The sequence below is a fragment of the Bradyrhizobium sp. UFLA05-89 genome (assembly GCF_059803475.1).
Genome location: NZ_JBANBA010000122.1, coordinates 14615 through 27594 on the forward strand (window position 1 = coordinate 14615; position 12980 = coordinate 27594).

The 12980-nt window shown below is 62.2% G+C and carries 13 protein-coding genes and 1 tRNA gene; 4 read left to right on the forward strand and 10 right to left on the reverse strand.

Annotation, left to right across the window (positions count from 1 at the left end; genetic code table 11):
• Window positions 1–146: 146 nt before the first annotated feature.
• Window positions 147–1745 carry a glycosyltransferase family 39 protein gene (locus tag SO139_RS38820; protein WP_498541685.1) on the forward strand — a complete coding sequence of 533 codons (1599 nt, stop codon included), beginning with the start codon at window positions 147–149 and terminating at the stop codon, window positions 1743–1745.
• Between the two features lie 28 nt (window positions 1746–1773).
• Here the strand turns inward: SO139_RS38820 and SO139_RS38825 are convergent, their stop codons facing one another.
• A complete protein-coding gene (locus tag SO139_RS38825; protein WP_449383072.1) occupies window positions 1774–1905 on the reverse strand; it encodes a hypothetical protein in 132 nt (43 codons plus the stop codon).
• A gap of 56 nt (window positions 1906–1961) precedes the next feature.
• Window positions 1962–3212, reverse strand: a complete 1251-nt coding sequence (locus tag SO139_RS38830; RefSeq protein WP_498541686.1) for a multidrug effflux MFS transporter — start codon at window positions 3210–3212, stop codon at window positions 1962–1964.
• 667 nt (window positions 3213–3879) lie between these two features.
• On the opposite strand from SO139_RS38830, the gene SO139_RS38835 reads away from it, so the two are divergent.
• On the forward strand, window positions 3880–5469 hold the full coding sequence (locus tag SO139_RS38835) for a peroxidase family protein (RefSeq protein ID WP_449383070.1): 1590 nt from the start codon (window positions 3880–3882) through the stop codon (window positions 5467–5469).
• 56 nt (window positions 5470–5525) lie between these two features.
• On the opposite strand, the gene SO139_RS38840 is transcribed toward SO139_RS38835, so the two are convergent.
• The 6 genes from SO139_RS38840 to SO139_RS38865 all read right to left on the reverse strand — a co-directional run bounded on the left by SO139_RS38840 (window position 5526) and on the right by SO139_RS38865 (window position 8519).
• Complete coding sequence (locus tag SO139_RS38840) at window positions 5526–6761, reverse strand: GGDEF domain-containing protein (protein ID WP_498541687.1); 1236 nt, start codon at window positions 6759–6761, stop codon at window positions 5526–5528.
• 197 nt (window positions 6762–6958) lie between these two features.
• Window positions 6959–7047, reverse strand: a tRNA-Leu gene (locus SO139_RS38845).
• A gap of 89 nt (window positions 7048–7136) precedes the next feature.
• A complete protein-coding gene (locus SO139_RS38850; RefSeq protein ID WP_449383068.1) occupies window positions 7137–7358 on the reverse strand; it encodes a hypothetical protein in 222 nt (73 codons plus the stop codon).
• Entirely contained in the window at window positions 7355–7792 is a 438-nt protein-coding gene (locus SO139_RS38855) for a hypothetical protein (RefSeq protein WP_449383067.1), read from the reverse strand. The genes SO139_RS38850 and SO139_RS38855 overlap by 4 nt, the downstream gene beginning before the upstream one ends.
• A gap of 60 nt (window positions 7793–7852) precedes the next feature.
• The gene (locus SO139_RS38860) at window positions 7853–8113 is read right to left on the reverse strand and encodes a hypothetical protein (RefSeq protein WP_498541688.1); all 261 of its coding nucleotides are present in this window, start codon (window positions 8111–8113) and stop codon (window positions 7853–7855) included.
• Between the two features lie 7 nt (window positions 8114–8120).
• A complete protein-coding gene (locus SO139_RS38865) occupies window positions 8121–8519 on the reverse strand; it encodes a hypothetical protein (protein WP_498541689.1) in 399 nt (132 codons plus the stop codon).
• Between the two features lie 211 nt (window positions 8520–8730).
• Between SO139_RS38865 and SO139_RS38870 the strand changes: the two genes are divergently transcribed.
• Window positions 8731–8940, forward strand: coding sequence for a hypothetical protein (locus SO139_RS38870; protein WP_498541690.1), 210 nt, complete (start codon window positions 8731–8733; stop codon window positions 8938–8940).
• A 1064-nt stretch (window positions 8941–10004) separates the two neighbouring features.
• Here SO139_RS38870 and SO139_RS38875 read toward each other — a convergent pair.
• Both SO139_RS38875 and SO139_RS38880 read right to left on the reverse strand, forming a co-directional pair.
• Window positions 10005–10661 (reverse strand): recombinase family protein, encoded by a 657-nt coding sequence (locus SO139_RS38875; protein ID WP_449384653.1) that lies wholly within the window; start codon window positions 10659–10661, stop codon window positions 10005–10007.
• Window positions 10662–11086: 425 nt separating this feature from the next.
• Window positions 11087–12118 (reverse strand): hypothetical protein, encoded by a 1032-nt coding sequence (locus tag SO139_RS38880; RefSeq protein ID WP_498541691.1) that lies wholly within the window; start codon window positions 12116–12118, stop codon window positions 11087–11089.
• 307 nt (window positions 12119–12425) lie between these two features.
• Between SO139_RS38880 and SO139_RS38885 the strand changes: the two genes are divergently transcribed.
• Window positions 12426–12809: a hypothetical protein gene (locus SO139_RS38885; RefSeq protein WP_498541692.1), complete on the forward strand. Its 384-nt coding sequence runs from the start codon at window positions 12426–12428 to the stop codon at window positions 12807–12809.
• The last annotated feature ends 171 nt before the right edge of the window (window positions 12810–12980 follow it).

Here is a 12980-nt window from a genome sequence, read left to right on the forward strand (position 1 = left end):
TGTCGCGTGCCGTTCACCAATTAAGGCTCTTCCAAATTCCGATTGTTGCCATTCGTTTCGAGGGCTGAAATAGATGGCGCCGCTCTTCCCGCCTCTTTCCCTCCGTCGATTTGAATGACGTGCCGATAGATTTTGCATTCCAGTCGATGGCCGAACGCTCGGACCGCGCGCCTGCGCGCTGGCGCCGTCCATTCCTGCGCTGGCTCGAAGGCGTGGAGGCTGGCTGGGCCGTGCCGCTGCTGCTCACGGCCTTCACCGCAGTCTGGACGCTCTATCTCGTGATCGCCTATCTCGGCGCCGGCCTGCATCCGGACACGCTTGAGGCCTGGACGCTGGGGCGGCATTTTGCCTGGGGTTATCCCAAGCATCCGCCGCTGATGGGGTGGGTGGCGGCCGCCTGGACCGCGATCTTCCCGTTGAGCGACTGGTCGATGCAGCTGATGGCGATCGCCAACGCCGCGCTGGCGCTATGGTTCGTCGACCTGATCTCGCGTCGCTTCGTGAGCGGGCACAAACGCCTGCTGGTCCTGCTGCTGTTGATGCTCACGCCGGCCTATCAATTCCACGCCCAGCGCTTCAATGCCAACAGCGTGTTGCTGGCGACCTGGCCGCTCGCGACCTTCTGCTTCCTGCGCGCTTTCGAGACGCGCGCGCCAGGCTGGGCCATTGCCGTGGGTCTTGCGACGACGCTGGCGATGGTGGGGAAATACTATTCGGTGTTCCTGGTCGCGAGCTTTGTGCTTGCGGCAGCGATGCATCCGGCGCGTCGGGCCTATTTTACCTCGGCCTCGCCCTGGATCTCCACCGTCACCGGGCTCCTGGCCTTGTCGCCGCATCTCCACTGGCTCGCGACCACGGGTGCCCCGACCTTCTCCTACGCCTTGGCGCATGCCAATGCCGGCCTCCTCACGGCATTGGGCGAGGTGAAGTCGTTTGCGCTCGGGCTCGTCGCGGCGATGGGTGCGGCGGCCGTCACCTGGGTGATGATTGCAGGCAACCGGCTGAAACGCCTGCCGGCCGACTTCGTCGCGATGGATCCCGGATTGAAGCTGCTGTGCTACGTCGCGCTCGGCACGTTGCTCTTGCCGATGTTGACCTCGCTCGCCATGGGCACGGACCTGCCGTCGCTGTGGGCATTGCAGGGCCTGTTCTTGTTCGTCGTGCCGATCGTGTGCGGCACGCGCTATCCAATCGAGCGCTTCTATGCCGTCAATGCCGCGGTGCTGGTTGCAGGCGTCAGCGTCGTCGCACTCGTGGTCGCAGCTCCCATTCATGCCGTCTACCGCAACGCGCACGGCTACGAAGAGGGCAGGGAGTTTTATCACGAGGCGGCGGCCGAGCTCACGCGGCAGTGGCGCGATCTCACTGGCGTGCCACTCTCCGCCGTCAGCGGCGACGATGCGCTGGCCTTTGCCACCGCATTCTACAGCCCCGATCATCCGCATTATGCGCGGCCGTTCGCCTATCAATACACCTGGGGCTTGCCGCGCAGGACCACGCTGGAGCGCGGCTGGGCGGCGCTGTGCTTCCACGACCAGCCCGATTGCCTCGGCTGGATGGAGCAAACCTCGGCGCGGGCCGGGGATTTCGTCAGACGCGAATTCAGCCTTCAGGCGGAGTTGCTCGGCCGGGCCGGCGTGACGCGCAAGCTCGTCGTGCTGCTCGTGCCGCCGCATGATGACGATCACAAGCCGCCCGTGAGCAACGCGGATGATTTCAGTGCGAGCAAGCGCGCGCCACGGTAAGCACGATCCGGACCCGAAGGGCGCTCCATCAACAATGGCTGTCGCGCAATTGCTCGAGCCCTTCGCTTGCGAAGGGCAGGGTGGTCTCTTGCCGTTCCGAGTGCTCCTGCTTGAGCTCCTCGGCGTCCTGCGTTTGTTGGTCCTTACGCTCGGGTTCCATTCGTAACTCCATTGCTGCAGGACAACATGGAGGAGTGAGCGAAGTTCCTGCGCGAGCTAAGCGCCCGCGCGATGATGCGGCTGGAACAGCCGGCCCTTCTCCACCACGGCGACGACGGCGAGCGCAGCCAGCGTGCACAGGAAGAAGCCGGCCGAGAACGGCAGCAACGTTCCGTCAAAGCTCTGGCCGATCGTCATGCCGACGACGATGCCGAACAGCGTCGTGATCGAGCCGTAGAGTGAGGACGCGGTGCCGGCAATGTGACCCTGCGGCTCCATGGCGAGCGCGGTGAAGTTGGCGATCATCATGCCGAACGAGAACATCATCAGGGCCGAGAGCACCATGAACAGCCACAGCGGCAGCATGTGCAGGCTCGCGGTGAGCAGCATGAGGCCGGCGACGAGCGCGTAGCCGACGAGCGCTCCGTGCGAGATCACGCGCATGCCGAGACGGCCCACCAGCCGCGCATTGGCAAAGCCCGCGATGGCGGTGCCGGCCGCGATCGCCGCGAAGGCGAGCGGAAAATAATGGCCGAGATGGTAGATTCCGGTGAACACCTGCTGCGCGCAGAACACGAAGGCGAACAACGAGCCGATGACGAAGCCCGCGGCGACCGCGTAGCCAAGCGTTTGCCGGTTGGTCAGGGTCTGACGGAAGGCCTCGAGCACCTCACGCGGCGCCAGGGACTTGCGCTCGCTCTCGGGCAGGGTCTCCGGCAGTCGCAGCACGGTCCAGCCGAGCGCGAGCAGGCCGTAGGCCATCAGCACGATGAAGATGCCGCGCCAATGCGTCACCAGCAGCACTGCTTGTCCAAAGGACGGCGCGATCACGGGTACGGCGATGAACACCATCATCGCGAGCGACATCACGCTCGCCATGCGCCGGCCGACATAACAGTCGCGCACGATCGAGGTCGCAATCACCCGCGTCGCCGACGTGCCGAGCCCTTGCAGCGCGCGGGCCAGCAGCAGGGTCTCGAACGAGGGCGCCGCGACCGCGAGCACGCTCGCGATCGCGTAGACCGTCATGCCGCCGAGCAGTACCGGCCGCCGACCGAACCGGTCCGACAGCGGCCCCATGACGAACTGCCCCGCGCCGAACCCGATCAGGAACGTCGACAGCACGAGCTGGAGATGATTGGCGACGGGAATGTGAAATGCCGCCCCGATGTTCGGCAGCGCCGGCAGCATCATGTCCATCGCAAGCGGATTCAGCGCCATGATGGCGGCGATCACGATGACGAATTCCGGAAATCCCATCGGGCGGTGTCCCGAGGACACCCAACTGTCGGCATTGACGTCGGACACGTAGCTACCTCTGCATTCGCAGACGCCTGTGTAGCGGGAATGTTGCGGCGCACAAGCCGCGTTTTGGGATGGCTGTTAGGCGCAACGGGAGACACAAACCGGTGAGTCCAGCATGGGTCGAGACCTATGCTCGAGATTGACCCAAAAGCACCGCCACCATCCGGCTTACGAACGGCGCCATTGATCGTGCATTGGCGGATCATGCATTGGCGGGCCAGCGGAAGCCGGTGCGGTCGAGACGAATTGGCGCCGAGTATCACGGCGGTTAGGGCGAACGGGGCAAGCTTTATTCGGTCTTCGACAGCGACAGATGCGAACGGACATCATGCGCTGCGTGTGAAGCAATTCACACATTTGCCATCACGGCTATTGCCTTAACGGTATTGGCGTGTGATGCGCGGGAGTGTGTCGGTTGTGAAGACGTCAATCGACAACCTGCGGCAATTCCAGTCTTTCACCAGCAAAACACCGCAAATGTCCGTGCGCGCTCACGTGGTGAATAAAATCGACACGCGACGCGCACCGCGTTGAACCGGGCGGATGGCCAAAAGACCAATTTGCAACTGGAGGTGATGCGCCGCCAGCCGCTACGCAATGGATTTATGGGGGCGTGGCGCGACGATAACGCGAATTGATTCAAAACAGCCATTTTTGAAGGAGCGTTGAAATGTCGGACATGAAAAGCGATCAATTGCAGGGCGGACATGGCGGGCAGGGTTCCGATGCCGCGAGCTTCATGCGCCTGTTGAAGCGCGAGACTTATCAATCGTTGGAGCTCTCTGATCCCGACACGATCGTGAGCATCATCGCCAAGGCGATCGACCAGGGCCTCGACGATCCCTCCGATACGCCGGACGATGAGGAAAATCCCTTTGTGCCCGCGGCCTACACCTATCTCGGCCAGTTCATCGACCATGACCTGACCTTCGACACGCGCTCGACGCTCGCAACGCTCCCGCCGGGCCTGTCGAGCTTCCCCAATGACGTGCGCACGCCGCGGCTCGACATGGATTGCCTCTACGGCCTCGGGCCGTCGGCATCGCCCTTCATGTATGACGAGGACGGGCGGCTCGCGACCAACATGGACCGGCCCTACGACCTGCCGCGTTCGACGATCTACTACAAGCCCGACGATGCCGGCAGCCATCGCGCCATCATCGGCGATCCCCGCAATGACGAAAACTCCATCGTTTGCCAGCTTCAGCTCGCCTTCATTCACTTCCACAATGCGATGATCGCGTTCTTCAAGTCGCAGGGCCTGACCGGACAAACGCTGTTCCAGACGGCACAGCAGGAGGTCCGCTTCACCTACCAGACGATCATCGTCACCGACTTCCTCAAGCGCATCGTGCAGAAGCCGGTCTATGACAGCTTCGTCCAGGACCGGGCGAGCAAGGGCGATGCGGCCTACAAGCTCTACAAGAAGGGCGATCGCACGGCGCTGCCGCTGGAATTCACCGGAGCTGCCTATCGCTACGGCCATTCGGCGATCCGCAATGCCTACCGGCTCAACGAGAATTTCCAGCGCCGCATCTTCGACGGCGCCGACAATGCGGCCGAGAGCCTCGTCGGGTTCGGGGATTTGCCGCAGAGCCATCGCATCGACTGGTCGCTGTTCGTGACAGATCAGCTCGCGCCGGGCACCAAGGGCGACAACCCCTCGCAGGTTGGCGGCGTGGACGTGGGGCCCGACAAGCACCGGCTGCAATACAGCTACAAGATCGACACCAGCCTCGTGAATCCGCTCCTGGTGCTGCCGCCGCGGATCGGCGGACAGGACATGCTGTTCCGCTCGCTCGCGGCGCGCAATCTCAAGCGCGGCTATAACTTCTCGCTGCCCTCGGGGCAGGATGTCGCCGCAGTGCTCGGCGTGAGCAGCGGGCCGCCTCTGGTATTCGGCGAGCGCCTCTTGTCGTTCAAGGACATGCCGGAAATGCCGGGTGCTGATGCCAGCAAGCTGGACGCGAAAACGCCGCTCTGGCTCTACGTGCTGGCCGAAGGCCAGGCCTGCCTCGCCAAGGATGACGGCACGTTCGACACGAAGATCGAGGGCGGCGTCAAGGTCGCCGACAAGGACTCCAATGCCGGCACCCAGCTCGGCCCAGTCGGCGGCCGCATCGTGCTCGAGGTCTTCTTCGGCATCCTCGATGACGACCAGAGCTCCGTCGCCAATGCCAGCGGCTGGACCTCCGTCATCAAGCCCAACGCGCCCACCATCACGCTGTGGGACATGCTGCGGTATATCGGCGAGGTCTGAGGAGGATGAGACACAAAGGCCCGGCGCGCTGCGCCGGGCCGGACCCCGTTGGGAGATCAGGCGCGCATAGCCGGGGCGGGATCCGGCATGATCAGGTCGGGAACGATGCCGGGCGAGCGAACGTGGGCCGCCACATCGGACCAGGCGATGCGATTGCGCCCGGTGGCCTTTGCTTCATATAGCGCGCGGTCGGCCTCCTCCAGCAGCGATTTCGGATCGTCTGCAAAGGTTTGGCGCCACGCCAGTCCGGCGCTGATGCTCACGTTGCGATCTCGCAGGCCAGGATGAGGCAGATTGATGCTGCTGACCGCGATGCGCAGTTCTTCGCAAAGCTGCTGCAATTCCAGCGCGGTCGCCGACGGGACGATGGCCGCGAACTCCTCGCCGCCATATCTGGCGACGCTGACGCCTGCTTCGCGGGCCGTGTTTGCAAGCGCCTGGGCCACCGCGCGAAGGCACACGTCGCCCGCGATATGTCCGGCCGCATCGTTGTATGTCTTGAAGTGGTCGACATCCATCAGGATCGCCCCGATGCCGCTGTGCCCTCTTTCCGCGCACAATCTCGCGGCTTCGGCTTCGAAAAAGCGGCGGTTCGGAAGTCCGGTCAGCGCGTCGGTGTTCGATATGCGGAGCAGCTCCCGGTTCACCACGCTCAATTCAGTTGCCGCATGCTCGTAGCGAAGCGTTTCGAGGAATCTGCGGCGCCGCTCGACCTCGTTCTTGCGGATGACCAACAGCGCCGTCAGGCATGCGGCCAGGCCGACGATCGTATCGCTGGTCAAGTGGCTGGCGTCGGCTCCGAAGGCGAGCGGCAAGGTCGGATGCAGAACGGCGGCAATTGTGCAGATGACGAGCCCTGCGGCAAACGGCATCGGGACGGAGGCAACGCAGATCGCGAAGAGCATGATCGCCGCAAGCATGTAGTTTTCCTGGATGGCCTTCGGTGCGGCGACACCCGCGAATTCGATGACGGCCATCATGGCGATCATGGCGGAGCCGTAGGCCAAACCCATCAGCAACGTGCTGCGGGACCGAAAGCCATAGATGGCCACGCCTGCGCAGTAGAGCGCGACGACGCAGCGCCACACCCATGCCGCGGCGAAGACGTCGAGATTGGTCGACCGATCGAGAGCGATGGCTGCAAGTGTCAAGGCGCCGCAGACCGCGGAAGAGCGCGCCATGTGACGGGTCATCGAGCGTCCGCGCCGCGCCGCATAGGCGGCCTCCAGCGCAGGCCGAAAGGACCAGCTGGATGCGCGTGCAAGCTCGCTCTCGAATTCGGTGCGATCCACCACTTTAAGCCAAAAATCGCTGAAACCGACGAGGATGGTGGTGCCGACAAGTTAAGATTGGGTCAGTGAAGCAGCACCAGGCCTCCAGCCGGGCGGCATCTGCAACTTTACGATAAAGCACTGCTTCACGCCCGGGATGGCCGAATGCCATGCCGCCAGACGATGGCGCGTATCGCTTTGTGATCGCGGGGGGAGGGTGGTGCGGGCAGCCGGGGTCGAACCGGCACAGCGCTTGCGCACCGAGGGATTTTAAGTCCCTTGCGTCTACCAATTCCGCCATGCCCGCCGCGTTGATTTGCCTATAGAAATTGCCATTTGCGGGCAAGTGTTTTGCAGGTTTTCCCTCGCTGTTTTGCAAATCAGGCTTTGTTCTGTTCATGGCTTGTCCTTCACCCGCTCGAATGCGCGGATGACGTTGACCTCCCGCTCGACGTGTCGGGTGCCGGTCACCATCTCGGCGACCGTCATCTCGACCACTTGCTGGAGAGCGGCCGCCGTGGTGACGTGATGCTTCTGCGTCGCCGACAATTTGCGCGAGCGCACCTGATGGCGAAATTTGCGCTTGAGGCTCTCGAAACGATCAACTGCGGCGCTCATCGGCCCTCCCGCTCTCGCCGGTCGCGTTCGGCAACGAACCAATAAAGTTGTCGGCCGCTGAGGTCGCCGCGCTTGTAGGCTTCCGCAGCGGCACGGAAATTCTCATCAAGGCGGTAAAATTCAGCCGCGCTCGAGGTCAGTAGGGTGACGTTGCGGGGGAGCACCGGATCGGCGACGGTCGGGAGCGCCGGCTTATCGGGTTCGTTCGATTCCGAGGCCGGATCGGCAACAGCAGGTGCTGTGGGCGCGGCTGCACCGCAGGGGCCCGCATTGCCGCGAACCTGCGCCTTGAGCTGCTCGACTTGCGCTCGCAGTGACCTGATGACGAATGATTGGGTCGTCGATTTGCTTGAGCGCCTGCTCGAAGCGGGAAGATACGATGTTTGACAGTGGTTCTTCGCATTCTGGCTGGGGCGGGTCATCGACCCGCGCATCGCCCGCTGCCTTGCGCAAGAGAAGCCCCAGCGTTTCGACCTGAATATCGTCCAGGCGGCTTAGATCGTATCCCCCGACGGACCGCCCTCCGACGGAAGCAGCCGCGCTAACTCGCCGTGCGCTTCGGCCAATCGCCGAATGTCGACGGCATCGCCGCCCATTTGCTCGGTCTGCAGCCGCTCGATCTCGAGCTTGAGGGCGGTAGCGTGGTCGATCTTGAGTCGCTCCGGCAACGCCGCGGTGTCCGGATCAATGCCAAACAGCCCGGCAATCTCGGCGCGGACCTTGGCAAAGATGCTGGACTTGCTCGGACGGGCCATTGCGCTCTCAGGACCCCACGGGATCGCGCTCGGCGTACCTGGCCTCCAGATCGTCGAGCCAGCTGGGGTCGGCCCGCTGACCGGCCTTGCCAGCGATGATGGATAGGAGCCGCTTGCTGGTCGAACTGATCCGGATCAGGAGATCGCTGTCGACGAGCTCGCCACCGACGATCCGCTCCTGCAACCGTTCGGCCTGAAGCTGAAGCGCGACCGCCTGGCGCACCAACGCCTTCTCGGGCTCGGTCAGCTCGCCGCCGAGTTGCTGCGAATAGCTTTCGACCAAAAACTTGAAGCGTCGACCTCCGGCAGACCGCAAATCGACGGCGCGCGACAGGAGGCGGCCATTGGAAACCCGATCCCGGCCCGTGCTTCGAGCTGCTCTGACGGTGGAATGACCTGCTTGCATAATCCGTGTATCCTTAGACGAATTCATGCACAAAATGTGCATTACACCCGGATAAAATGCAGGCTATTCACTAGGGGTAGTGTCATCGCGACTGTGTTACACAAACTGTGGACATGTTAGTGCGCTGAAGAGCGACTTGCCCGCGCGTAACAGGAACGTTTCACAAATCTGCCGGTTTGCTTTTGGGGCAGGCCGACCGCAGGCTAGTCTCATGCTCAAGGCATTCATCACGGGAGCGATCGCCATCAGCTTGATAGTCGCGCCAACAGCCGCAGGTGCTATGTCGACCCACCAGAAGACCCACAAAACCCATCACGCGAAGAAGATGGAGATGGCGCCTGGCACCACGACCGGAATGTCGAGTGGAACGACGACGACTGAAAAAGCAATCAGCGGTGCAAAGGCCAAGTCGGGCTACTGAGCCGGTCGAACGTCGCGCGACACGCAAGCAGGCGCGCAGTAGCCCCGCTCCATCGCTGGGGCTGGGGGCTGATGTAGCGATGGAGCGGGGAGCCGGGGGCTTCGATCAGACCAGCGCGGAAACGATCGATGTCCTAGGCGCAATCAATTTGCGCCCGTGATTCTGGCTAGCTGACGGCCGACACATGTCGCTAATCGTTCAATCGTTCGGACTATGAAAAACCTAGCAGGTGTTGCCGCCGTGCAATTTCCAAAGCCACATTGTTGCCCCACTATGGACCCTAGCCGGTCATGATTGACCAGCAGCGGACTGGCTGGCTAGGCTCGGCACACGTTTCGGCGGGGGCAGTGTGCCGGGCCGCCGCGCGGCGGGGAGCAATGGCGGCAGCCATGTGGATAACCCTGTGGATAAGTCGACGGACAGTGCGGTGACAACAAAAACCGCGCCCGGCGGTGCGCAGCGCGCGTTGCCAGCGGGATAGTTAGGCCGTCACGATTGGCGCGCTAAAAGCCGCCAGTTCGGGCCGTTTTATGCAATTGCCCGGCGTAAGTCGCCGCGAGCGCCCATGGCCCACGCCAGGGAGGCCGGAATCGAAAGGGGCCGCCCTTCAGCGACCCCTTGCCGGTTGAAATCTTGTTCGGGATGCGAAATGGCCAGCCCCGGCGGAATTACCTTAGGGGCATTTCATGACCAGCGTGATTCCGGAAAATTACCGTGCGTAGCACTGTCCTAATCTGCGGAAAACTACGGGTTCTCTTGGGCGAACACCCATTTCCTTTTGAATGACATCGCGTCGAGGTGGTTCTTGGTAAGAAGATCGGCGAAGGCCCGCCTCGCCAGCCCCGGACAGGTCTTCACATTCAAGAGGCCGCCTCGATTTGGCGGCCTTTTCATTTGAGGTGCGGGCCTGGAGTAGCAAGCTCAACAACGGCCCCAGCTCCGGGAGGGAGAAGGATGCTGGGGCCGTTAGTCCGCGCCGGTCCAATGCCTACGCACGCTTTCGCTCATGGCGGGTTTCCGCACCTACCTATGTGAATTTCATTTAGCGACCTTCCGCTTCCGCCTCACACGCTTGCCTCGAAAGGGCGCGGCTGCTCCTTCACCACCCGCTGCACGACTGACGTGCCGACGCCGAGCGTCCGGCCGATCTTCAGGATGCCCGTCCCGTCCTTGTGGAGGCGCAGGATGCGCCTTTCCAACTCGGCCCTGCTCATGCCCCAGCGCTCCTCATCGGCGCTCCGTTCGTCGTCCTTGCGGTTGCCACGGCCCAGCTTGATGCCGCTGGCCTTGGCTCTCGCAAGACCGGCATTGACGCGCTCAACGATCATGGACTTCTCAAACTCGGCAAAGACGCCACACATCTGGAACATGGCGCGACCGGACGGTGTGGTCGTGTCGATGGCCTGCTGATGCAGATAGAGATTGCAGTTCAGCGCCTGCAGCTCGTTCAGGAAACCAACGAGATGCTGAAGGCTGCGGCCGAGCCGATCCACCGACCAGGCGGCAATCATGTTGATCTTGCGCGCCGTCGCGTCCTTGAGCAGTCGGTCGAAGCCAGGGCGCTTTTCTCGACCGTTGGAGCCGCTAATGCCGGCATCCTCATAGAAGCCGACGATTTCCCAGCCCGAGCGAGCAGCAACCGCCTCGAGCTCGCGGCGCTGGTTCTCGGTGGTTTGGCCATCGGTGCTGACCCGCAGATAAACGCCAACTCGCTTTGCCATGACTGCAGCCTCCAAACTTGACGCTGCATCATACCCGAAGCCTTCACCGAGCAAATTCGTCAACGATATCCGTGAGCATCAGTCGACATTTTCGGGTAGGTTTTCGGTATAGGGGCCGCAGACGAATATGATGCCGCGCGCCTGACTGAAACCAGAACAACACGGCCGCGTTACGTGGTCAGCGGGTGAGACACACCACCCGTAACGCGGCCTCAAGTAGACGACGACAGGGAGCTTGCCCCAGCTCCCCGGGGGCCGCGTCCCTCGACCGCGTCGGGCGGCGGTGGGTGTAGGAATTTTTTCCCGCAGCCGTGTGCGCGTTAGGGCCGCTCAGATCGATGTCGTTGCCTGAGCCACTTGTGCCTGCGATCGAAATACCGGTTGATTGTCTCGCCCTCGGTCTCGAGCTTGAGCCGGAATGAGGCTTACCAGTTTCTGAGGTCTCGCTCTGGCCTGAATGAGCCGTAGAACCGGCTTGCCGTGCGTGTCGCGGTTCTCACGTATCCGGGCCAGAACCGTTCTAGCTCTCGCTGGACGGTCTTGCGGTTGGTCGAGAGGTTCATGGTCTTGTGGTGCCCGGTATCCCTCACCTTGCGGATCAGCTCTATCGCCTTGTCGACGGCATCTTGCGGTAACGCGGCGCGGGGGGTGGCGTTGGTCGGCTTTGGTGGTGATGGCTTCCCCCAACAAATCACTTCCTTTGGCTGGATGGTCTTGGAAGGCTTTTGTTTGTTTGAAGGATTGAGAGCGGGGGTAGTTTCAGCCTGTTCCCGCGCCGCGTGAGTGTCTTGCGTTACGCTTAATTGCGTCACGCTACCTACGTCCTTCTTAAAGGAAGCGGACGGGGTTTTCCGTAACGCGCGGCGGCGCTTCATGCGCTCAGCGGCTTGGGCGTTGGTTCGGGCTTTCATCTCATCAGGCGAGAGTCCCAAGGACGGCCTGCCGGGCTTGGCGCTGGTGCTATTCTTGGCTCGGCGCCGGCGGGCTCGTTTGGCGTCCGTTGCCCGTTTGAGGGCCTTGCGCTTGGCTCGGCTATCATCGTCATTGGCGCCGATCCAGCGACGGCAATTCATGGCGATGCAATCGTCTAGTGAGACGTCCAGGGCATAGGCGGAATGGTCGTGGCTCCAGTTCTTGTTGGACGTCCGGACGTATTCCATGAGGGTTTTGATGTCGGCCGCGGTGAACCAAGAAGGGGCCAGTTTCTCAATCCAACGGCGGACACCGCGAATCGGTCCAGATGGGTTGGCCACAAAGGCTTGGTCCGCGAGCCATTTGATGATGGCCCGGCCGCGATCGTTCTGCGGTATCTCTTTCAGATCGCGATGGGCAAGCCATGCCTGGATGACGTGGCGCAACCGGCCACGAGCGGCAATGACGTAGTTATCGTCATCTAGCTCGATTTCAGGGAAGGGGACGGCGTTTAGGAATTCATTTGGATTGATCGAGATGGTCATCGGTGTCCTCTTTTTGCTGAGGGCACCGAATGCAGCACTTGATCTTCAAGCGAGTTGCATGCATATTTCGATCACTCCTTAAGTGTCGATGATGCCCAAAATTCCAACGCCTCCCGCTTGCCACGGGGCGTTGCTCGTTGTGCCGCACGCAAGTGCGACGGCGAATTTTGGGGCTGTGTGCGCCTCTGGCGTTATCTGGCCCGACCCAACGGCAGAGATAACGACACGCAAATCAGATGGTGGCACGACTCCCGTGCCAAGTCCATTTCGAGAAACCTTCGCGTTGCTCACACCGCGCCCCCCATTCGTGGCCGCGACTGCTGCTGCGAATGCGCGGCTCTCGAACGGTCCGGGCGCATCGTCGGCAACGCCGATCTGGAACATGCCATCGTCGCGCTGGATGACGTCTGGCGACACCACTGGAGGCGGGGTGATCGGCTCGACGATCTTGCGTGGGCGCGAGAAGCGAACGCGAATTGTTGCGATCATCACGGCACCCCGCTGCGTCGCCAGCGGCAACCTCAACGTTGACGATGGGCTGGATGATCTCTGCCGGCCCGACAAAATTTGCGAGAATTCCGAACGCGGAATTGTTTTGCAAATGGGGAGGGACGGCGCCGGTTTCGGCGGGTTTGAAACGAGATGTTTTGCAGGAAAGTTGAGCGGTTGCAGTGGTCGCAGGGAATTTTAAGTCCCTTGCGTCTACCAATTCCGCCATGCCCGCTTGATCCAAGGGGATCAGACACTTACAGCCTTATCCAACCGCCTGGGATGGTCCCCGGATGTGGGCTAAGGGTGCCCTTCCTTAAGCGAGCCGGCTGCACAAGGCAAAGCCTCAATCTGGTCAAGCCTCAATCCGGAC

What these genes read in the sequence shown, in the direction of transcription:
- SO139_RS38820 (WP_498541685.1), top strand. Translation starts at nt 147, where the DNA reads ATGGCCGAACGCTCGGACCGCGCGCCTGCGCGCTGGCGCCGTCCATTC.
- SO139_RS38825 (WP_449383072.1), bottom strand. Translation starts at nt 1,905, where the DNA reads ATGGAACCCGAGCGTAAGGACCAACAAACGCAGGACGCCGAGGAGCTC.
- SO139_RS38835 (WP_449383070.1), top strand. Translation starts at nt 3,880, where the DNA reads ATGTCGGACATGAAAAGCGATCAATTGCAGGGCGGACATGGCGGGCAG.
- SO139_RS38850 (WP_449383068.1), bottom strand. Translation starts at nt 7,358, where the DNA reads ATGAGCGCCGCAGTTGATCGTTTCGAGAGCCTCAAGCGCAAATTTCGC.
- SO139_RS38855 (WP_449383067.1), bottom strand. Translation starts at nt 7,792, where the DNA reads ATGCGCGGGTCGATGACCCGCCCCAGCCAGAATGCGAAGAACCACTGT.
- SO139_RS38860 (WP_498541688.1), bottom strand. Translation starts at nt 8,113, where the DNA reads ATGGCCCGTCCGAGCAAGTCCAGCATCTTTGCCAAGGTCCGCGCCGAG.
- SO139_RS38865 (WP_498541689.1), bottom strand. Translation starts at nt 8,519, where the DNA reads ATGCAAGCAGGTCATTCCACCGTCAGAGCAGCTCGAAGCACGGGCCGG.
- SO139_RS38870 (WP_498541690.1), top strand. Translation starts at nt 8,731, where the DNA reads ATGCTCAAGGCATTCATCACGGGAGCGATCGCCATCAGCTTGATAGTC.
- SO139_RS38875 (WP_449384653.1), bottom strand. Translation starts at nt 10,661, where the DNA reads ATGGCAAAGCGAGTTGGCGTTTATCTGCGGGTCAGCACCGATGGCCAA.
- SO139_RS38880 (WP_498541691.1), bottom strand. Translation starts at nt 12,118, where the DNA reads ATGACCATCTCGATCAATCCAAATGAATTCCTAAACGCCGTCCCCTTC.